General features: G+C 48.6%; 19 protein-coding genes and 2 tRNA genes. All 21 read left to right on the forward strand.

Annotation, left to right across the window (positions count from 1 at the left end; genetic code table 11):
- Positions 1–50: 50 nt before the first annotated feature.
- The 21 genes from HP552_RS03775 (at position 51) to HP552_RS03875 (ending at position 21,215) form a co-directional block, all read left to right on the forward strand.
- Positions 51–136: transfer RNA gene (locus HP552_RS03775), tRNA-Tyr, on the forward strand.
- Positions 137–143: 7 nt separating this feature from the next.
- Positions 144–216, forward strand: a tRNA-Lys gene (locus HP552_RS03780).
- A 159-nt stretch (positions 217–375) separates the two neighbouring features.
- Positions 376–1,569, forward strand: coding sequence for a PucR family transcriptional regulator (locus HP552_RS03785; protein ID WP_175394303.1), 1,194 nt, complete (start codon positions 376–378; stop codon positions 1,567–1,569).
- A gap of 103 nt (positions 1,570–1,672) precedes the next feature.
- Entirely contained in the window at positions 1,673–2,797 is a 1,125-nt protein-coding gene (locus HP552_RS03790; protein ID WP_062326717.1) for an ABC transporter ATP-binding protein, read from the forward strand.
- Between the two features lie 286 nt (positions 2,798–3,083).
- Positions 3,084–4,022: an HPr(Ser) kinase/phosphatase gene (hprK, locus tag HP552_RS03795; RefSeq protein WP_175394304.1), complete on the forward strand. Its 939-nt coding sequence runs from the start codon at positions 3,084–3,086 to the stop codon at positions 4,020–4,022.
- Between the two features lie 143 nt (positions 4,023–4,165).
- A complete protein-coding gene (gene lgt, locus HP552_RS03800) occupies positions 4,166–5,203 on the forward strand; it encodes a prolipoprotein diacylglyceryl transferase (protein WP_175394305.1) in 1,038 nt (345 codons plus the stop codon).
- A 6-nt stretch (positions 5,204–5,209) separates the two neighbouring features.
- Positions 5,210–5,866: a pyrophosphatase PpaX gene (gene ppaX, locus HP552_RS03805; protein ID WP_175394306.1), complete on the forward strand. Its 657-nt coding sequence runs from the start codon at positions 5,210–5,212 to the stop codon at positions 5,864–5,866.
- A complete protein-coding gene (locus HP552_RS03810) occupies positions 5,863–6,396 on the forward strand; it encodes an acyltransferase (protein ID WP_175394307.1) in 534 nt (177 codons plus the stop codon). The genes ppaX and HP552_RS03810 overlap by 4 nt, the downstream gene beginning before the upstream one ends.
- Before the next feature lie 464 nt (positions 6,397–6,860).
- A complete protein-coding gene (locus HP552_RS03815; protein ID WP_246310746.1) occupies positions 6,861–8,087 on the forward strand; it encodes an ATP phosphoribosyltransferase regulatory subunit in 1,227 nt (408 codons plus the stop codon).
- A gap of 1 nt (position 8,088) precedes the next feature.
- A complete protein-coding gene (gene hisG / locus HP552_RS03820; protein WP_175394308.1) occupies positions 8,089–8,748 on the forward strand; it encodes an ATP phosphoribosyltransferase in 660 nt (219 codons plus the stop codon).
- A 77-nt stretch (positions 8,749–8,825) separates the two neighbouring features.
- The gene (gene hisD / locus HP552_RS03825) at positions 8,826–10,130 is read left to right on the forward strand and encodes a histidinol dehydrogenase (protein ID WP_175394309.1); all 1,305 of its coding nucleotides are present in this window, start codon (positions 8,826–8,828) and stop codon (positions 10,128–10,130) included.
- Positions 10,123–10,752, forward strand: coding sequence for an imidazoleglycerol-phosphate dehydratase HisB (hisB, locus tag HP552_RS03830; RefSeq protein WP_217506307.1), 630 nt, complete (start codon positions 10,123–10,125; stop codon positions 10,750–10,752). The genes hisD and hisB overlap by 8 nt, the downstream gene beginning before the upstream one ends.
- A 3-nt stretch (positions 10,753–10,755) precedes the next feature.
- Positions 10,756–11,382, forward strand: coding sequence for an imidazole glycerol phosphate synthase subunit HisH (hisH, locus tag HP552_RS03835; protein WP_175394310.1), 627 nt, complete (start codon positions 10,756–10,758; stop codon positions 11,380–11,382).
- A gap of 140 nt (positions 11,383–11,522) precedes the next feature.
- Positions 11,523–12,257 carry a 1-(5-phosphoribosyl)-5-[(5-phosphoribosylamino)methylideneamino]imidazole-4-carboxamide isomerase gene (gene hisA / locus HP552_RS03840; RefSeq protein ID WP_175394311.1) on the forward strand — a complete coding sequence of 245 codons (735 nt, stop codon included), beginning with the start codon at positions 11,523–11,525 and terminating at the stop codon, positions 12,255–12,257.
- Between the two features lie 27 nt (positions 12,258–12,284).
- On the forward strand, positions 12,285–13,046 hold the full coding sequence (hisF, locus tag HP552_RS03845) for an imidazole glycerol phosphate synthase subunit HisF (RefSeq protein ID WP_175394312.1): 762 nt from the start codon (positions 12,285–12,287) through the stop codon (positions 13,044–13,046).
- Positions 13,039–13,767, forward strand: a complete 729-nt coding sequence (gene hisIE, locus HP552_RS03850; RefSeq protein WP_175394313.1) for a bifunctional phosphoribosyl-AMP cyclohydrolase/phosphoribosyl-ATP diphosphatase HisIE — start codon at positions 13,039–13,041, stop codon at positions 13,765–13,767. Before hisF ends, hisIE begins: the two co-directional genes overlap by 8 nt.
- A gap of 11 nt (positions 13,768–13,778) precedes the next feature.
- Positions 13,779–14,603, forward strand: a complete 825-nt coding sequence (gene hisJ / locus HP552_RS03855; RefSeq protein ID WP_175394314.1) for a histidinol-phosphatase HisJ — start codon at positions 13,779–13,781, stop codon at positions 14,601–14,603.
- An 82-nt stretch (positions 14,604–14,685) separates the two neighbouring features.
- Positions 14,686–15,633 carry a ribose-phosphate diphosphokinase gene (locus tag HP552_RS03860; protein ID WP_175394315.1) on the forward strand — a complete coding sequence of 316 codons (948 nt, stop codon included), beginning with the start codon at positions 14,686–14,688 and terminating at the stop codon, positions 15,631–15,633.
- Positions 15,634–15,891: 258 nt separating this feature from the next.
- Positions 15,892–18,141 carry a helix-turn-helix domain-containing protein gene (locus HP552_RS03865; protein ID WP_175394316.1) on the forward strand — a complete coding sequence of 750 codons (2,250 nt, stop codon included), beginning with the start codon at positions 15,892–15,894 and terminating at the stop codon, positions 18,139–18,141.
- 456 nt (positions 18,142–18,597) lie between these two features.
- Entirely contained in the window at positions 18,598–20,202 is a 1,605-nt protein-coding gene (locus HP552_RS03870) for an extracellular solute-binding protein (RefSeq protein WP_175394317.1), read from the forward strand.
- Positions 20,203–20,318: 116 nt separating this feature from the next.
- Positions 20,319–21,215: an ABC transporter permease gene (locus HP552_RS03875; protein WP_175394318.1), complete on the forward strand. Its 897-nt coding sequence runs from the start codon at positions 20,319–20,321 to the stop codon at positions 21,213–21,215.
- The last annotated feature ends 4 nt before the right edge of the window (positions 21,216–21,219 follow it).

Below are 21,219 nucleotides of genomic sequence, written 5' to 3' on the forward strand. Positions count from 1 at the left end.
AAATCCTCGTGTCGGCGGTTCGATTCCGTCCCGAGCCACCTTTTAATCCTGGAGGATTAGCGAAGTGGCCAAACGCATCAGACTGTAAATCTGCTCCCGTACGGGTTCGGTGGTTCGAATCCATCATCCTCCACCAGTTTTATGAGTCATTAGCTCAGTTGGTAGAGCACCTGACTTTTAATCAGGGTGTCGAAGGTTCGAGCCCTTCATGACTCATCTTGTTAGAGAAGAGTGATTAATCATTAACGTGATTAATCACTCTTTTTTTGTATATATCCATTATGCCGTTGAGGACAGGTCAATGTGGATCAAAAGCGATATCGTGTAAGATATGATAAAATAGTAGAAAAAAAGCAGAGTGGTGGCGTTCATTATATGAAGCTCATACTTGGTCTTAAAGAACAAATTGAATCCATTATCGGCACGTCCTTGGACGAATATGAAATCACGGTAGACGAGTGGAATCAATCCGCAATGCAGTTGACCGGTGAGGACCGTGCTCAAAGCAAGATGATTATGGTGGAAGATGCAGAGGAAGAACAACCTGATAAGGTGATAGGCTCAGGTATACTAGCAAATGTGAACAGCTTGAAAACAGAGGAACGCATCTATTTTAGAGTTAGGATAAACGAGAATGAAGGAACTGTAGTGTGCTGGGGATGTTCTGCAGGTTCCATAACAAATGAGACCAGGCGCTTAATCGAACTGCTGATTACTAACAGTGCAGACCGGATCATTGAAGAACAGCCTGTAGTTTATGAAAATAATAGGGAGCAGCAGCTTGCTGAACTGGGCCAGTGGCTACGGAAGAAGATTGAGCATCCTTCGCAGTCAGAGGACATTCCGGCGCAATTTTCAATAAGGGAAGAACTGCAATCTGAAAAGATCCCATTTTTGCTGCAATGTGAGACACCGGATGCCCATCGTATTCGTTCGAAGGAACTGAACAAGTTATTGGGAAGTTATTTCGGCGAGGAAATTTTGCTAATTCCTCTGGGAGAACAGGACTGGCTCTTTCTGAGTGACGAGGAAATTGTTACGGGTGAAGCCGAGGAGGATACACTTGAAGCAAGAAAAGAATTATTGAATGCGTTTTGTTTGGGGTTATACGAGCTGGTAGCGAGCGAATGGGCGGGTGTGTTCCATTTATCTGCATCCATGCCATGTATTCCGGAGCACCAACTATCGACGATTACAGCGTTGCTTCATGAGAGTATTCACTTGGGTAGGGCATTTCACGTAGCGCAGCATATCCATCTTCCATGGGATTTGCACCTGGAGCGTCTGGTGGAGAGTATTCCTGAGCAGCAGCGACTTCGTTTTATCAAGGAAACGGGTAAGGATACGACGATCTTTGATGATAGTGAGACACTTGCAACGCTGGAGACCTATTTTAGTTTGGATTGTAATGTCAGTGAGACAGCAAAACGCCTTTTCATCCATCGGAATACGCTCATTTACCGTCTGGATAAGATCAAACAGGAGATCGGCTATGATGTGAGAAGCTTCGAAAGTGCTGTTCTGGTGCGGCTTTTGCTCCTTATGTACAAAGTGACGAAAAAGCTCTGATATTTTTGTGCAGTTTGCGAATAGTCAAACATCACATGGATGGGTTAATATAAAACTACAAAATGTATTCGATTACAAAATGATTTCTGAGGAGGCAACAATCATGGCTGGTGTACGTTTAGAGCATATTTTCAAAAAATACCCGGGTTCTGATAAAGCAACAGTAGTTGATATTAACCTGGACATCAAAGATAAAGAATTCTTGGTACTGGTAGGTCCGTCCGGTTGTGGTAAATCAACAACACTGCGTATGATCGCAGGCCTTGAGGAAATTTCTGAAGGTAAACTCTATATCGGTGACCGTGTCGTTAATGATGTTGCTCCTAAAGACCGCGATATTGCGATGGTATTCCAATCCTATGCCTTGTATCCGCATATGAGCGTATACCAAAACATGGCGTTTGGTTTGAAATTGCGTAAAGTGAAAAAAGACGAGATCGACAAACGTGTACGTGAAGCAGCTAAAATCCTAGATATCGAACATTTGCTTGAGCGTAAACCTAAGGCGCTGTCCGGTGGTCAACGTCAGCGTGTCGCTCTGGGACGTGCGATTGTCCGTGATCCACAAGTCTTCTTGATGGATGAGCCGCTCTCCAACTTGGATGCTAAACTTCGTGGTCAGATGCGTGCAGAGATCACTAAGCTTGCAAAACGTTTGGAAACAACTGTTATCTACGTAACGCATGACCAGATCGAAGCCATGACCATGGGTGATCGGATCGTCGTTATGAAAGATGGTATCATTCAACAAGCAGCTTCTCCGGAAGAGCTGTATAACCACCCGGCTAACCTGTTCGTAGCAGGTTTCATCGGTTCCCCGACAATGAACTTTATCTCGGGTAAATTGGCTGAGCAAGGTACTAGCCTGCATTTCGTAGCTCCTGGTGTGGACGTTGAAATCCCGCAAGGTAAAGCACAAGTGCTGAAATCAAGAGGATACATTGGCAAAGAAGTCATTCTGGGTGTTCGTCCAGAAGATATTCACGAAGAGCCAGTATTCCTGGAAGCATCCCCGAACTCCGTATTCTCTACACACGTAGACGTAACAGAGAACTTGGGTCACGAAATGCTCCTCTACTTGAGCGGTGTAGGTAACGACACTACAATCGCACGTGTAGACGGACGTTCCAACACTCGTGATGGTTCCACAGTTAAAATGGCAATCGACATGAACAAAGTTCATATCTTTGACAAAGAGACTGAAGTGAACGTTCTCCTTCAAGACTAATCATACTGGGATTCCTCGGATCCGATGGAACATCAGTTAACGCAATCATACATTGTATTCAGAGCCCCTTCCGTTGTTGCTGGAAGGGGCTTTTTTGATTCATGAACGGCCGTGGTCCGCGATTGCAATCATCCCCGAATTCATTTAAGATTATTTGAAGGTCGGTTTTACTTCATAGAATCTGTAACCTGAAATGAACAAGATGTATGCGCTAATAATGGAATGGAATTGACGCAAAAGTGCTGATGTACATAGAGAGGCAGCGAATGCTGAAAGGAAGAGACAAATGGCGAAAAAAGTGAAAGTATCTGAATTGGTGCAGCAGTTCCAGCTTGAGGTTGTGTCCGGATCTCAAGGTTTGAAGAGAGTGATTACCGTAGACGATTTGAACCGCCCTGGCCTGGAAATGGCAGGTTATTTTGAATATCATCCCAAAGAACGGGTACAGCTGCTTGGAAGAACAGAGCTGGCCTTTTTTGCAATGTTGCCTGAAGAAGAGCGTCGTGACCGGATGCAGCGTCTATGCACGGAAGAAACGCCTTGTATCTTGGTAACTCGTGGACTGGAAGTACCACAGGAACTAATCGATATCAGTGAGGAGCAGAACCTGGCGGTGCTTCGCAGCAACATGGCTACGACGATCCTGTCCAGCCGGATTACCGGTTTCCTTGAGGGTAAACTGGCGCCAACGGCAACGATTCATGGTGTACTGTGTGATGTGAATGGAGTTGGTATGCTGATTACAGGCAGCAGCGGTATTGGTAAGAGTGAAACAGCACTTGAACTGGTGAAGCGTGGACACCGCCTGATTGCCGATGATGCAGTTGAAATCCGTCAAACATCAGACTTCCAGCTGCACGGAACGGCACCTGAGCTTATCCGCCACCTGCTTGAGATTCGGGGAGTCGGGATCATCAACGTGATGACATTGTTTGGTGCAGGGGCTGTGCGTAACAATAAGCGGATTACCCTGGTCGTTCGTCTCGAGGCTTGGCAGCAAGACAAGCAATATGATCGCCTCGGTCTGGATGAGGAAACAACACGAATTATCGATACGGACGTACCTCTGGTAACCATTCCTGTTCGTCCAGGACGAAACCTGGCTGTAATTATTGAAGTGGCAGCAATGAATTATCGTCTCAAGCAAATGGGCCTTAATGCTGCTCTGCAATTCACCAACAAGCTGACAGCAACAATCTCGGAAGATATGGAAGACATGGACTAAGGAAATCTGAAGTGTGAATCAAATGTACTCAAATGCTTTAAAACATGGTCAAGACTTGGCCTGCTCTACTTCTTACGGAAAATTGGAGCAGGTCCCATTTGGTCATGCATACAGATAAGCGAATTTTATAGGAGTGTGAATGAATGGACACATTATTACTGTTGAACCCCATTGCGTTCTCCATTGGAGCGTTAAAGGTTCACTGGTATGGGCTTATTCTCGGTACAGCGGCACTAGTAGGGCTGCTGCTTGTGATCCGGGAAGGGAAAAGGTACAACATTCCGCAGGAAGTGTTTATGGACATGGTCCTGCTCGGTGTACCTTCTGCCATTATCGGAGCCCGTATATATTACGTAGCATTCCGATGGGATGATTATAAGGATAATTTCTGGGATGTCTTTAAGATATGGAATGGCGGTATTGCCATATACGGTGCGCTGATTGGTGCAATCATCTGTGCAGTCATTTTCTTCCGTCGCAAAGGATACAATTTCTGGCGTATGGCTGATATTTGTGCGCCAGGACTCATCGTTGGACAAATGATTGGGCGCTGGGGGAACTTTGTAAACCAGGAAGCCTACGGCGGGCCTGTGGAAGAGTCCTTTTTGCGGGACAAACTGCATTTGCCTGACTTTATCGTAAACCAGATGAATGTGGAAGGTGTATTCCATCATCCAGCATTTTTATATGAATCGATGTGGAGTCTTGTTGGTTTGGTCTTGTTACTGGTGTTGCGCCGGCAGAAGTTTCTGCGTGCGGGTGAACTGTTTATGTCCTACTTTATTTGGTACTCCATCGGTCGTTTCTTCATTGAAGCATTGCGTACCGACAGTCTGGGCTTCCAGGCACCGCAGTGGCTTGCGTCGCTTGTCAACGGATTATGGTCTCCAATGACAGCAATGGGTTTCGAACAGGGCTATCTGGATCCAGCTTACGGTAACGTGAGAATATCACAATTGCTTGCCATTGGCATCATTATCGCAGCTATCATATTTATTGTAGTGAGAAGAATGACAGGCCGAGCTGATGTACGTTATAGCGATCCCATTGTATCGTCCAAGGTTCCTTCCGAATCATCGGATGATATGCCGCAAGCAGGCCCGGTTGCCAACAAAGAGAGTAAGGTTAGCCCAAGTCTTTCTAAAGAGGAGACGAAGCAAGCTGAGGATAAAAAGGAGTAATGCAGCATGATCGAAACGGTATTATTTGATCTGGATGGAACCATTATTGATACAAATGAGCTGATAATCAGCTCTTTCCTGCATGTGATGGAAGGCTGGGAGCATTCTGCCCCATGGACACGTGAACAGATCATCCCGCATATGGGAGGAACACTGGAGCAGCAGATGCGTACCTTCTCCGGACAGGAGGAAGTTGCCGAGTATGTAAAAGGGTATCGTGCTTATAATGATATCCATCATGAAGCGATGGTAAGACCATTTCCGCATGTGAATGAGGTTCTTGAGGCTTTGCATCAAGCCGGAATTGTGATGGGAGTGGTAACAACCAAGATCCGTCCATCCACGCTTAAGGTGCTGGAACGTTTTGACCTGATGAAATATATGAAATCGATTGTCACGGTAACCGATGTAACGCATCCGAAACCTCATGCTGAACCTGTGCTGAAAGCGATGGAGGAGCTGGGTGCAGATCCAGCGAAAACACTGATGGTTGGTGACAGCCCGGTTGATATCCAATCTGCCAAAAATGCAGGTGCACTCGCGGCAGGCGTTGCCTGGTCCCTTAAGGGAGAAGTGGTACTGAGCGAATATGGTCCGGATTACATGCTGCACGATATGAGGGACTTGCTTACGCTGATCCGTACGGAAACGGAACGTTCATGAGAAAAGTCACCCGCTATCCGGTAGAAGGCCATAATGCACTTTGGCATATCTATAAAACGGTAAGTCCGTGGAAGGGTGTTCGTAACTTTATCTGGATCCAGTTGTCAAGGTATTGCCCGATTCTATCGGTTAAAAACTGGATCTATCGCCATATGCTTGGCATGAAGGTGGGCAAACATACCGCCTTTGGATTAATGGTTATGGTGGATGTATTTTTCCCGGAGAAGATTACGGTAGGTGAGAACTCCGTCATTGGTTACAACACAACGATTCTGGCACATGAGTATCTTATTAAAGAGTACGGATTGGGTGAGGTCATTATCGGTGAAAATGTGCTGATTGGTGCCAACACGACAATCCTGCCAGGGGTGACTATTGGGGACGGTGCTGTGGTTGCTGCAGGGGCAGTCGTTCACAAGGATGTGGCACCGGGAGCATTTGTCGGTGGAAATCCGCTTCGTGAGCTATCCCGTACGGCCGCCTCCTCTGAAATGGAGATGCTTGTGAAAACGGATGAGCGTGTCCATTAGTGTAGCAGCGGACAACGGGTAGACCCATGAAGGGGAGCACAAATAGGATAGTACAAAATGCATTTTATACAGAGGCACAATAGAACTGTGCTGTTGGTGAAGAGAAGCTGCTGAAGGCAGCTTTTTTCGTATACAGATATCGGTAGGCATGGCTTGCAGCACAAGTTAAGCTGTCTGGCGCAGCAGGCTGGCAAGGGCATGGTATTGTTGACGATGTGGAGTCATTCATGTTATCATATCCCATATCCTTTAGTTTGTTAGCACTTTACCATATGAAAGTATTTGAAGATAGTATAAATTCAGCATCAATTAATGAATCAAGAAAGGCTGCCCGGCAGCAACCGCACAGAATCCCTTTATCAAGGGTAATAGAAGATAGAAATTGGGGATTTACGATACATAAATCCTGCCTGAAATAAGCCGTGTGCCACAACCAAACTACTGACTCGGGGTGAATGATACCAATGTCCAAACCAAAAGGCTTTGAAAAACCGACAGGTTTTCGTGACTATACACCGCTTGTGGTGAACAAGCTGAGAACGATTGAACGGAACGTACTGGAATGCATGGAACGCTGGGGTTATCGCCAGATTATGACGCCAACGATTGAATATTACGATACGGTGGGTGTGGCGAGTTCGACCTCGGATCGCAAATTGTTCAAATTGCTGAATAGCCGTGGAACAACGCTTGTACTGCGATCGGATCTGACGGCGCCCATTGCGCGAGTGGTATCTTCCCTTTTAAAAGATGAACAGCTCCCGCTGCGTCTGTCCTATCATGCGAATGTGTTTCGCTCCATTGAAGAAGAAGCAGGTCGTGAGGCTGAATTTTTCCAGACAGGCGTAGAGCTGGTGGGGGATGACTCTCCAGAGGCGGATGCCGAAGTGGTTGCGCTCGCGATTGCCTCGCTGCAGGCAGCGGGAGTGTCTTCTTTTAAAATAGCGATGGGTCATATGGGTTTCCTAAACGGTTTGCTGGAAGAAGTCATTCCAGGGCAGACGGTACAACAGGCCGCACTAAAAGAAGGTTTGCTTGGACGCGACTATGTTGGCTATCGTCAATCGATCGAGGAACTTAATCTGGAGCCAAAACTGAAAGAACAACTGGAAGCCATTCTGCGTTTGCGCGGTGGCAAAGAAGTATGTGCACATGCAGCAGAACTGAGCGCAAGCGTAGAAGCAGCGCAATCGATTGCTCATTTGTGTGCTGTGTTTGAGGTACTGGAAGCATACGGTGTATCCGAACACGTACTGATAGATCTGACGATGATCGGTGATTTCTCCTATTATACAGGCATGACATTTGAAGGTTATGCGGCAGAGCTTGGATCGCCGGTATGCAGTGGGGGGCGTTACGACAATCTGCTTCAGCAGTTCGGCCGTTCCCTTCCGGCAACGGGATTTGCATTGAAAACGAACCGGATTATTGATGGCGTACATGGCATTACGATGGAAGAGAACAAGCCTGTACTTATCCAGTACAACAAGGCACGCCGAGCTGAAGCTCTGGCGGAAGCGGCCCGATTGCGCAGCAGCGGACAAAGCGTGGTGACTCAACTTTTATCAGATCATGAAATAACAGAACCTACAACAGAGGTTTTTGCATCAACAGGGGCAAGCTCAGACCGTTCAGCAAGGGACGTCTACGAGCAGGTCATCACCTATCAAGCTGAACAAGGAGGACGCTGAGATGTCGGATATTTTGAAAGTAGCCATGCCCAAGGGCCGGATCTATAAAAAAGCTTCCAAGCTCTTTCGTGAAGCGGGTCTGGATATTCCCGTTGATGTGGACGACACGCGTAAACTGGTCATTGAAGTGCCGGAAGCCGGGATGGAGTTCATCATGGCGAAGCCTGTGGACGTGCCAACGTATGTGGAGTACGGTGTGGCGGATATCGGGATTGTGGGCAAAGATGTGCTGCTTGAGGAGAACCGGGACGTATACGAACTGCTCAATCTCGGTATCGCACAGTGCCGTATGTCGGTTATTGGATTGCCGGATTGGACCCCAGGTATTCAGCAGCGTGTGGCAACGAAATATCCGAGAATTGCATCTCAATATTTCCGCGAACAAGGGCAGCAGGTGGAAGTGATTAAGCTGAACGGATCGATCGAACTCGCCCCCCTGATTGGGCTGGCTGACCGGATTGTCGATTTGGTGGAGACGGGACAGACACTGCGCGAGAATGGATTGGTTGAGATGACGGGCATTCTGGATATCACGAGCCGCCTTATTGCGAACCGGGTGAGTTATCGGATGAAAAACGGACGGATTCAGGCATTATGTGATGCGCTACAGCAGGTCATTCCATCGCCCAATGAAATCTCAGCGGGAAACCTTCAGGGATAGTTCATCGGGCAAGAGGATTAGAGGAACCGATTACGACTTATAGATGACGGGAATACAGGGCCAGGGAGGTAGAGGGCATGAAAATTGTACCTGCACGGGAATTTGATCTGAAGCGTGAAGTGGAGTATGGTACACCTGAGCAAAACGAAACGGTCCGGCGCATCGTCAGCGACATTCGGCGCGAAGGGGATGGGGCGCTGCTGCGTTACACCGAGCAGCTGGACCGCACCAAACTGACGGCCGCGGGACTACGGGTGCCGCAGGAAGAACTGCAGGCGGCTTACGCTGCTGTAGAGCCTTCCTTCGTGACGGCGATTCGACAAGCCGCCGCTAACATTCGTGCGTTCCACGAGAAACAGAAACGCAACTCGTGGATGGATTGGCAGCCGGACGGCAGTCTGCTGGGCCAGGTGATCCGACCGCTGAAGCGGGTCGGCGTATATGTACCTGGCGGCAAAGCAGCGTATCCTTCGTCAGTGCTGATGAATGTGATTCCGGCACAGGTTGCAGGAGTGCCGGAAATTGTTATGGTGACGCCGCCGTCGACCAACGGTGGCGAAGGCATTAATCCGTACATTCTCGTGGCTGCTGCGGAAGCAGGCGTGAACGAGATGTATCGGGTTGGCGGCGCACAGGCGATCGCCGCCCTCGCTTACGGCACGGAAAGCATTGCACCGGTCGACAAGATCTGTGGACCGGGCAATATTTACGTGGCGCTCGCGAAGCGAGAGGTGTACGGCGCGGTCGATATCGACAGTATCGCCGGGCCGAGTGAAATCGTGGTACTCGCCGATGAAACGGCGAACCCGGTGTATGTCGCCGCGGACCTGTTGTCGCAGGCGGAACATGACGAGATGGCATCGGCCATTCTCGTCACGACCTCGGCCGTGCTGGCGGAAGCCGTGCAGGCCGAAGTGTCGCGCCAGCTTGAGGCGCTGCCGCGGAAGGCTATCGCTGCTGCATCCGTGGAGCAGTATGGCGCGATTATTGTGGTCGATTCCATTGATGAAGGAATCGACGTGGTGAACCGGCTTGCACCAGAGCATCTGGAGATTTTGGTGCAGGAGCCGATGGCTTACGCTGGCCGGATTGAAAATGCCGGCGCGATCTTCCTTGGCCCATACAGCTCGGAGCCGGTAGGAGATTATTTTGCCGGACCGAACCACATTATTCCGACCAACGGAACAGCCCGGTTCAGTTCTCCGGTGGATGTGGATGATTTTATTAAAAAATCGAGTTTAATCTACTATAGCAAGGAAGCCCTGCTCCATAACGGAGCGGCTATCATAGAACTGGCCCGCCATGAGGGGCTTGAAGGACACGCCCGTGCAATCGCTGTACGGTTAGAACAGGAAGGAAAGGCGGAATCGGACAATGGATAAGCAGAATAATGGTGTGAAACTTGAAAATAAAGGTGCTGTGCGCCAGGCAGAGGTTGATCGCAAGACGAACGAAACGAACATTCAATTGGCGTTTGCTGTGGACGGAACCGGACAATCGACCATTGAAACGGACGTTCCTTTCCTGAACCATATGCTGGATCTGTTCACGAAGCACGGACAGTTCGATCTGAACGTACAGGCACGTGGAGACATTGATATTGACGATCATCACACCGTAGAGGATATCGGGATCTGCCTGGGTCAGACCCTTCGTGAAGCATTGGGAGACAAACGGGGTATCAAACGGTATGCCAGCGTTTTTGTACCGATGGATGAGGCACTTGCTCAAGTTGTCATCGATGTAAGCAACAGACCTCACTTCGAGTATCGTGCGGAGTATCCATCCCAGCAAGTGGGCAGCTTCTCCACGGAACTGGTTCATGAATTCCTGTGGAAACTGGCATTGGAGGCGCGGATTACGCTGCATGTCATTGTACATTACGGGCAGAACACACATCACATGATTGAAGCAATCTTCAAGGCATTGGGACGTGCACTGGATGAAGCAACGATGATTGATCCGCGTGTAACAGGTGTGCCTTCCACGAAGGGAGTGCTGTAGACGATGGCGATTGCAATTGTCGATTACGGTATGGGGAACCTGCACAGCGTCGGCAAAGCGGTCGAACGTCTTGGCTATGAAGCGCTGGTGACCGGTGACCGGGAAGCAATTTTGGGTGCAGATGGTGTCATACTGCCCGGCGTCGGTGCATTTGGTGATGCAATGGTGCATTTGCGGGAGAATGGACTGGACGCTGTAGTGAAAGAAGCGGCAGCTGGACCGAAGCCACTGCTCGGCATCTGTCTGGGCATGCAGCTTCTCTTTAGCTCCAGTGAGGAGCATGGGGAGCATACGGGGCTGGATATTTTGCCAGGAAAAGTGGTGCGTTTCGCACCAGGAGAATTGAAGGTCCCTCACATGGGGTGGAATCGGCTAGAGTTTCTTCACCCGGAAAATCCACTTTTCAGTGGGCTTGAAGCCGGCCATGTTTATTTTGTCCATTCCTATCATGCACGTACTGAAGTGGAAAGTGATCTGCTTGCCGTCACGGATTACGGCCATCCGGTTACTGCCATTGTCGGCAGAGGAACCAATTTCGGCATGCAGTTTCACCCGGAAAAGAGCGGCGAACTTGGCATGAAGCTGCTGGGTAATTTTCTTGCCCTGACGGATAAGCCTGATCAGGGGTAAGTAGAGGTTTTCTGGACAGGGATCGGCCATAGTTGAACACAGGTACGGATAGGGCAGTCTTATCCAAACCGAAACCAGTAGTTAAGCAGCAATACTCATGTAGTTGTATAAACCATTAAGAACAAATCAGGAGGCCTTGTATGTCATCTTTTATCATATATCCGGCAATTGATATCCGGGACGGCAAGTGTGTAAGACTGGTGCAGGGAGATTACAATCAGGAGACGGTATATAATGATGACCCGGTGCAAGTTGCCCTTTCTTGGGAGAAGCAAGGCGGTACATATGTTCATCTGGTCGATCTGGATGGTGCAAAAGCGGGTCACCCCGTAAATGACGAGCTGATCGGGCGCATTGCATCCGCAGTGAACGTGCCTGTTCAGGTAGGCGGGGGACTACGTACGGTAGCTGATGTAGAACGCTTGCTGGGTCTTGGGGTCAGCCGACTTATTATCGGAACGGCGGCGATTGAAGATCGAGCGTTTACCGAAGAGGTATTGGGACGTTACGGAGACAAAGTGGCGATCGGTATTGATGCCCGAAACGGTTATGTGGCTACTCGCGGATGGCTGGAAACTTCAGAGGTGCAGGCTGAAGTACTGGCGGAGGAACTCGCTGCATTTGGTGCCGAGACGTTTATCTTCACCGATATTTCCCGTGATGGCATGATGCAGGGACCGAATGTGGAAGCCATTGTTTCTCTGGCCAAGGCGAGCGGACGTAACGTTATTGCTTCCGGAGGTGTAAGTGTTATGGATGATCTGCTTCGTCTGAGCCGCCATGCGGATGATGGGATCGGAGGAGCAATCGTTGGTAAGGCGCTATATACCGGCAGCATTGATCTGTCCGAAGCGGTGCGCGCAGTTAACAAGTAAAGGAATCGGGTAGAGAGGAAGAGGCGTATGCTGGCAAAAAGAATTATCCCCTGTCTGGACGTGAAGGACGGCCGGGTTGTTAAAGGCGTTAACTTCGTGAATCTCCGCGATGCGGGTGATCCGGTTGAGCTGGCGGCACTGTATGACCGTGAGGGTGCAGACGAACTGGTATTTCTCGATATTTCGGCTTCCGTGGAAGGTCGCGAAACGATGGAGGAAGTGGTGCGGCAGACCGCTGGCGAGATCGCCATTCCCTTTACTGTAGGTGGTGGCATCTCCAAAGTCGAAGACATGAAGCGCATTCTACGTGCGGGTGCGGACAAAATTGCAGTCAACACGGCTGCGGTGCTAAACCCTCAGCTGATTGCCGATGGGGCTCGCCGCTTCGGTTCCCAGTGTATCGTGGTGGCGGTAGACGCCAAGTACAATGAAGCCTGGGGTGAGTGGGAGGTCTACACTCATGGGGGACGGAAACCTTCAGGAATCAAGGCTTTGGAATGGGTGAAACAGGCAGAAGCCCTGGGAGCAGGTGAAATTTTGCTGACCAGCATGGATGCGGACGGAACCAAAGATGGATTCGATCTGAAGCTGACTGCGGCTGTATCCGAATCGGTGCGTATTCCTGTTATTGCTTCAGGCGGCGCGGGCAAGGAATCCCATTTCTACGATGTGTTTACGGCGGGCAAAGCAGATGCCGGACTCGCGGCAACGATATTTCATTATAAAGAAATCGCCGTTCCGGCGTTAAAACAACATTTGAGAGAACAAGGGGTGGAGATCCGTGAGTAATGTAAGTAACGAGATCAGGGAGCGCTTATCCCTGGAGCAGGTTGTAGAGCACATTCGCTGGAGTGACGGGCTGGTACCTGCGATTGTGCAGGATGCCGAGACACGCCAAGTATTGATGATGGCTTACATGAATCGGGAGTCGCTAAAATTGTCCCTGGAGTCCGGAGAAACCTGGTTCTGGTCACGTTCACGTCAGGAACTGTGGCACAAAGGTGCTACCTCGGGAAATGTTCAGACAATTACTTCACTGAAATATGATTGTGATGGTGACACGCTGCTTGTGGAGGTTAAACCAAACGGGCCTGCCTGTCATACGGGAGAGGTAACTTGTTTCCACAATGAAATCGTGGGACTGCCTCAGAAATCTGTAGAACATGACGGAAAAGAAGCAAATGCAAACTCTGCAGGTTCACAAGCGGAAGGTCGCTTCGATGTGCTCGCTGAACTTGAATCCGTCATTGCTGAACGTGAACGTGAACGTCCGGAGGGCGCGTATACAACATACCTTTTTGACAAGGGCGTTGATAAAATACTGAAAAAAATCGGTGAAGAAGCGTCCGAGACCATCATCGCTGCCAAAAATAAAGATAATGACGAGCTTCGTCTGGAGGTCAGTGACCTGATGTATCACTTGCTCGTTCTGCTGCAAGAGCGCAAGCTGCCGCTGGACGACATTATGGCCGAGCTGAGCCGCCGTCATGAACGGCCTCGCCGCGATTAGGGGGTACTCCAGTGCGCATAGATTATCACACACACCATGAGCGCTGTGGTCATGCCGTGGGCAAGCTGGAGGCGTATGTGCAGCGAGGCGTGGAGATTGGACTGTCCCAGATTGGGCTGTCTGATCACATGCCTTTACTGCATGTAGACCCTGCCAGTTATTATCCCGAAATGGCGATGCCTATGGACGAGCTGCCTCGTTATGTGGAGGAGTGTTTCTCCCTGAAAGAGCGGTATCGCGGACAGATTGATGTACGTGTTGGTCTGGAGGGGGATTACATTGAAGGCTGGGAGAATGAAATCCGGTCAATCATTGAGCGTTATCCATGGGACTATGTCATCGGTTCAGTTCATTTTCTCGGGGAATGGGATATTACCGACTTCCGCCAGACCCATCACTGGGAAGGCAAAGATGTTCTGGAAGTATACCGTCAATATTATGATGCCGTAGGTAAAGCAGCTGCAACGGGCATGTATGATATTATGGGTCACACAGACGTCATCAAGCGTTTTGGTTTCGCTCCCTCACCGGAGCAGACGGAAGAGCGTATAGCACTGGAAGATGCAGCTTTGCAATCCATAGCGAAGAGCGGCTGCGCCATGGAGCTTAATGCGTCCGGATTATCGAAGCCATGCGCTGAGATGTTCCCTGGCCGCCGGATGCTCACGAAGGCCATTAAGCTGGGGATTCCTCTCACGCTTGGCTCCGATGCACATGATCCGCTGAAACTGGGTGAACATTTGCCTGAAGCCGAAAAACTCCTACATGAGCTGGGCTGTACGGAGGTTGCTGTTTTTGAAAGCCGCCGTCGCTCGTTCGTTCCTTTAAATGTATAAGACAGTGGGGTATAATGAGGTTAGGAAATAACCTTGTACAATAAGGGATTATATAGGGACATTAACCCTCGGGAGGGGCATTATGCAACAGTCGTTACGTATTTTTTCCGGTTCATCGAACCCCAAGCTGGCAGAGCAGGTATGTGATAAGCTGGGTGTACAGTTGGGCAAGATCAAGCTGTCCCGGTTCAAGAGCGGAGAAATATACGTTCATTACGAAGAAACCATCCGTAACTGCGATGTGTTTCTGGTACAGTCACTGTCTCATCCAATTAATGAGCTGTTTGTTGAGCTGCTCGTTATGATTGATGCGGCCAAAAGGGCTTCCGCCCGCACAGTAAACATTATTGTTCCCTATTACGGATATGCCCGTCAGGAGCGTAAGTCTGCACCGCGTGAGCCGATCTCGGCCAAGATGGTGGCGGATGTTTTAACCACAGCCGGCGCCAACCGGGTAGTGACGATCGATCTGCATGCGGCAGCGATTCAGGGCTTCTTCAATATTCCTGTCGATCATATGACATCGCTTGATCTGATTAGTGAATACCTGCTCAGCAAAGGTATCGAAAATCCGGTAGTTGTATCCCCGGATGCAGGACGGGCTTCCATGGCGGAGAAGCTGGCGAATCGATTGGATTCCCCTTTTGCCATTATGATCAAAAAGCGTCCGAGCCACAACGAATCCATCATTACACATGTGATTGGAGATGTAGAAGGACGGACACCGATTATCATTGAAGATTTGATTGATACCGGAACAACGATTTTGAATGTTGTTGAAGGGTTAAAGGAACGCGGTTCCAAAAATGTATATGTATGTGCAACACACGGTCTATTCTCAGATGGTGCACTGAGCAAGCTTAATCATCCATCCATTGCCGAGGTTGTTGTCACAGATTCCATTGCGCTGCCGGATGACCATCCAGAATGCTTCAAAGTGCTGCCTGTTGCCCCGATGCTGGCACGAGCGGTTCGCATTATTGTGGATGGCGGTTCCATGGCTACACTGTTTAAGGATTCGGGCATCTAAGTATGTTCATCCAGATTGGCTGGTCCGTGTTTGAGTAGTTAGCTGCTCAGCACGGTTTTTTTGTTTTTGTACCTGAATCCATTGCTGCTGTAATTCCTTACTTGGCTGTTCTGAAGCTTGTGCTATAATAACATCAAATTGTATCTATCGGAGTTATCGAGAGTGCGCCAACCCCAGAGGGATGACAGCATATAATGTGATGAACAGTAGAACCACGGCTGATGTATATTGGCATGGTGGAGTGAGGAGTGGGGTCTATTGTCCCGTACTTGGTATTATCGGTTACTATTTTCGTACTTTCCTATTTTTTTCCTTACCGTGGCCATACTCATTTTTATCGCTTTTGTTTTCATTAATGACATCTCCAGGGAGGAAACGAGAAAGGCAGACCGTATCTCCTCCAGTTATCTGGCGGACAGCCTGGACCGCACTATTCGCGATATTGAACTGTCGGTAACAGAGGCGGTACAGAGTGAACAGGCCTATAAGCTTTATTTCAATAATCAAGGACAGCCAAGCAAGGATACAGTGTATACCATTGCTCAGAGTTTGCGGGAACTAACGAATTCCTCCTCGTGGATTCAATCCATATATTTATATGACAAGAAAAATGATAGCGCTTTAACGTCAAGCGGATCAAGGGAAATAGATAGCTTTGCAGATCGGGAATGGATCAATCAAATTAGGTCTGGCTCTCTCACGCCAGGTTGGCAGCCCATCAGGGTATACGATGTTGAATCGGTTCAGCGTACCCCTATCCGTGTACTCACGGTTAACAAGGACATGCCCCTGCCTTTTGGCACCGATGGTGTGCTCGTTATTAATATCAAAATGAGCAGTATTGAGCAGAGTATCGACAGCATGGTCAATGGACAGCTTTCCTTCATGGCCGTCCTGGATCAAAAGGGTGAGACTGTATATAATGCGCATTCAGACAGTGATGGTGCTGAGGGAGGAAAACAATTAAATACTCTTTACCTCGAAAGACTTGGATGGACGCTCCATAGTGGCATTAAGGAGGGGAATCTGTTTGGCTGGGTATCGGTAATTTCCTACGTGTGGGTGTTCATCGCAGCCCTTACCGTCGTCTGCGCCATCATTTATATTGTCTATATTACACGTCGCAACTATAAACCCATTCAGATCATCATGAACCGAATTGAGGCCCATCAGATTAGGGCTTTGGAGCAATCAGGCTCACATATTGATGAAATGAAGTTGATTGATGGTGTGCTGGAAAACCTGATCAACCACATGATGGATTATGACGAGAAAAGCAGGGAAAATGCGCTGCTGCAGCGCAGCAAGCTGTTCAACGATCTGCTGCAAGGCGAGCATTTGGATCGTGCCACAGAACGATTGAAGGAGCTTTCCCCGTTAACAGACGTTGATCAATCATCACGTTTTACTGTTGTATTGGGTGAAATCAATCGTTATGAGAAGGGGTTCCAGGAACGATATACGCGAGGCGAGCAAAATACGTTAAAATTCGCACTCATGAACGTTCTGCAGGAACTTACACGCAATACAGGGATGCAGTGCTGGATGGAGTGGATGAGTGCGGATCGTATTGCAATACTTTTTCAGTCCACAACGCATAGTGAAGATATGACAAAACAGATTCGTGCAGTAGCGGAAGAATTCAGGTCCTGGGTAGAACAAAATCTCCGCATCTCCCTCAGCTTCGGGATCGGGCCGATTGCTGAGGGAATGAGGGCGATCCGGGAATCGTATACAGCTGCCGAAGCCGTAATGCAGCGCAAGCTTCTGATGAATGGGGATGTGGTTCTTGCCGGGTCTGGTGATACATCTCAGCAATTGCTGGAGACCTACACGTATTTGCAGATGATAGCCGACTTTGTGAAGCGATTTCGAATGTCGAGCGGCCAGTGGCGGGACCAACTGGAGGAGATTTTCACGGCGTTTGAGCGTAACATGCTGCCTGATGACGACATACTCTCCTTAATTGAGGCCATGCTGCAGATGCTTCGCCGCGAAGTGGCGATGATGTCGGAGGAATTACAGGAGAAATTATCAGAAGATAACATGAACAAGTGGTTAAAGTCGATGGAAGAGGCCGAGACCCTGGAGGATGTTAAAACCATCCTGTTCGATGACCTGACCGATCTGTTCAGAACCTATGTATCTGTAACCGAAACGAAGAGTTATAGGGCACTGGTCAATGAGATGAAAACGTATATTGAAGAACAATTTGCGAATCCGGATCTTTCGCTGAAGCATCTGAGCGACCGATTCCAGATTTCGGGAAAACATGCCAGTTATTTGTTCAAAACCGAGTTTAACATGAAGTTTGTAGACTTCGTAACCGAGCTGCGGATGAAGGAAGTCGAGCGGCTTCTTATCAATACCGATCTTTCACTACAGGACATTGCCTTAAAGGTCGGATATGCTAATGGAATTACGCTTGGCCGTGTATTCAAGCGGGTGGCAGGTATTACGCCAGGGGATTATCGCCGATTAAAGCGGGAGCATCCAGCGGACGAATGATGAAGTGAAAGAGATAAACAGAGATAGAGTTTATTACATCAGGATATGCACAGGGTGGAATTCGTGCAGGCGCTCTCCGCCAGGAGAGCGTCATGCAGGGAATCCGCCCTTTTGCTGTTAAAACGAACCTAATTCTGACCGAAGCTTATTACTTTGGCGGAAGAATCCTAATTATTCCTGTTTGTTGCACGATTACGAATATAGGCAGTGTGTGAAAATGGTTTATTGTGGTCCGAATGCAGGTGAGTTGGGCTGGGTCATTGCCAAATAACGATGGCTGCTCGCATTGGACAAGGGAGCCATGAAAATAGTCAGTGTACGAAAATCGTCACTAGGGATAAACCATTATCCTTATGTAAGCGTTTACGAAACGAGTTTGTTGCCAATGTCAGGAGAGGTATGGAATACTCTGGGCAGGATTTAACCATTCACACAAGGGCAAAGGAGATGACACAAATGACAGGAAAAACAACCAAAGGGAGTCTAAAGAAATGGGTAGGACTAGCGCTTACGATGGTAATGGGAGTTTCCTTGCTGGCCGGCTGTTCATCCGCATCGGAACAAGGCGGGGCAGACGGCAATGCTTCAGGCAATGGCGAGCGTGTCACCTTGAAAGTGGAAGTGTTTGATCGTGGTAACAGTCCTTCACCTTACACCATTACGAACAACTACTTATCAAAACTGGTGCAGGAGAAATTCGGTGACCCGAACAATATTGATGTACAATTCGTACCGATTCAGCGCTCGGAAGAAGTGACAAAGCTGAATGTTCTCATGGCCAGTAATACCGATGTTCCCGATATTGTTTTTGTATATGATTCAAGTGTTTTCTATCGCTATGCCCAGCAGGGAGGTCTGACGGATGTCGGCGAACTGCTGGATCAATACGGACCGAACCTCAAAAAATTTCTGGGCGAGGATACATTGAAATTTGGCCAACTGGAAGGCCAGCAATTCGCTATCCCGGGCAAACGTGCGATTACAGGCCGATACAGCTCGTACATTCGTCAGGATTGGTTGGATAAACTGGGATTGCCGCTACCTACGACGACGGATGAACTATATACAACCTTAAAAGCGTTTAAAGAGAAGGACCCTGGCCAACTTGGCAGCAAAAACATTCCAATGGGCATGGCACTGGCTCCAGCACAATTTGAAACCCTGATTTACTCTTTTATCAAGCCGGTTAGTGGCGATCTGACATATGCTCAGCGCTTTGAGCTGCCTCTGCACGAGGGCTTCAAAGATGCCATGAAGTTCTTGAATAAGCTGTACAACGAAGGTTTAATCAGCAAAGACTTCAGTCTGGATGAAGACAAAACCCAACTGGCCAAGGACGTGCAGAACGGTAACATCGGCTACTGGTCTGAAGACGTCGATGCCATCTTCTATGCGGATGGAACCCTGGACAACCTGCGCAAAAATGTGGAGGGCAGCAACCTGGTTCCGGTCGATGCATATACCAACCCCAATGTAGACAACAAACATATTAAATCCCGTTATGGATCTAACGGCATGTACATTATGATTCCGAAGAGCAGCAAGCGTGCTGTGGAAGCCGTTAAATATTTGGATTGGATGGCCTCTGACAATAATCTGGTGGATATCCTCAATGGTGTGGAAGGCGAGAACTACGAACTGGTTGACGGCATTCCGGTTGTCAAAGAGGATGCTTCGCAGGAAGCCAAGGATCGTCTTTTCAATGCAGGGGATACAGCTATTATCTCGAACGGCAAAAATGTTGGCGACCAGGCCATGAATGAAAAAGCTTGGGTCATGGGATTCCCGCAGAACAATCAGGAAATGTTGAAGCAGTCCATTGATATCGCCAATACGGACACGGTAGGACCGATCATTTTCGATAAGCCAATTGAGGCAGAAATGAAATACGGCACGGCACTCAAAGATAAACTCAATGTCATTATTGTCAAAACAGCGATGGCGAAGCCGGAAGAATTTGAAGCGGTTTATGAACGGGAAATGAGTGATTACATGTCACTTGGCGGCGAAGAGCTGAAGAAAGAACTTGAGCAGGCGGTTCAGGAGCTTGCTGCCAAATAAGTACCTTTACAACAACAAGTGATACAACGTACTGAAGTTACCGCATAATTTCTGAAGGGACGTGTGCCGTCAACTTAGGCGGCACTGCGTGTCCTCGCGGATTGGAGGAGATAGACATGACCCCATACTTGAAGAGGTACTGGCAATTGTACGCATTGATTTCTCTACCCCTAATTTACTTCGTGATCTTTCGCTATGGACCGATGTACGGTGTACAGATCGCCTTTAAGGATTTCAACCTGTTTCAGGGCATTGGCGGCAGTGAATGGATCGGTTTTGATGCTTTTCGCGAGGTATTCGCGATGCGGGATTTCTACACCACCCTGCGCAATACCTTTATGCTCAATTTCCTTGATCTGATCGTATCGTTTCCTGCTCCAATCATTTTGGCAATCATGCTTTATGAAATTCGGTTTAAATGGTTCAAAAAATTGTCGCAGACCATTCTGTACATTCCTCATTTCATTTCATGGGTGATTATCGGGGGAATCGTATACCAGCTGTTCGGTAACCAATCAGGTATGGTGAACGGTGTGCTGGAGAGCATGGGGCTAAACCCCATTCCATTTTTGACGGAGAAAAATCCATGGCTTGTAACCTACCTGTTTACCGGGGTTTGGCAAAGCGCTGGGTGGGGAACCATCCTGTATCTTGCTGCGCTGACCGGCGTGAACAAGGAACTGTTTGAAGCAGCTGAGATTGATGGAGCAACGCGTCTCAAAAAGATCTGGCATATTACCTTGCCAAGCATCAAGCCCACGATTGTAACCTTGCTTATTCTTAATCTGGGGCACATGGTCACGATTGGATTTGATCGCCCTTATATTATCGGGAACACAGCGGTGCGTGAATATTCAGATGTACTCAGCACCTTCGTATACCGGATGGGTCTGGAATCCGGACAGTACACATTGGCAACCGTGGTCGGACTGTTCCAGGCGGTTGTAGGTCTTATTTTTGTGCTAGGCTCCAACTTTATTTCGAAAAAGGTTACGGGTGAAGGGATTTTGTAGAGGA

The sequence above is a fragment of the Paenibacillus xylanilyticus genome, from assembly GCF_013359935.1.
Taxonomy (GTDB): Bacteria; Bacillota; Bacilli; order Paenibacillales; family Paenibacillaceae; genus Paenibacillus; species Paenibacillus xylanilyticus.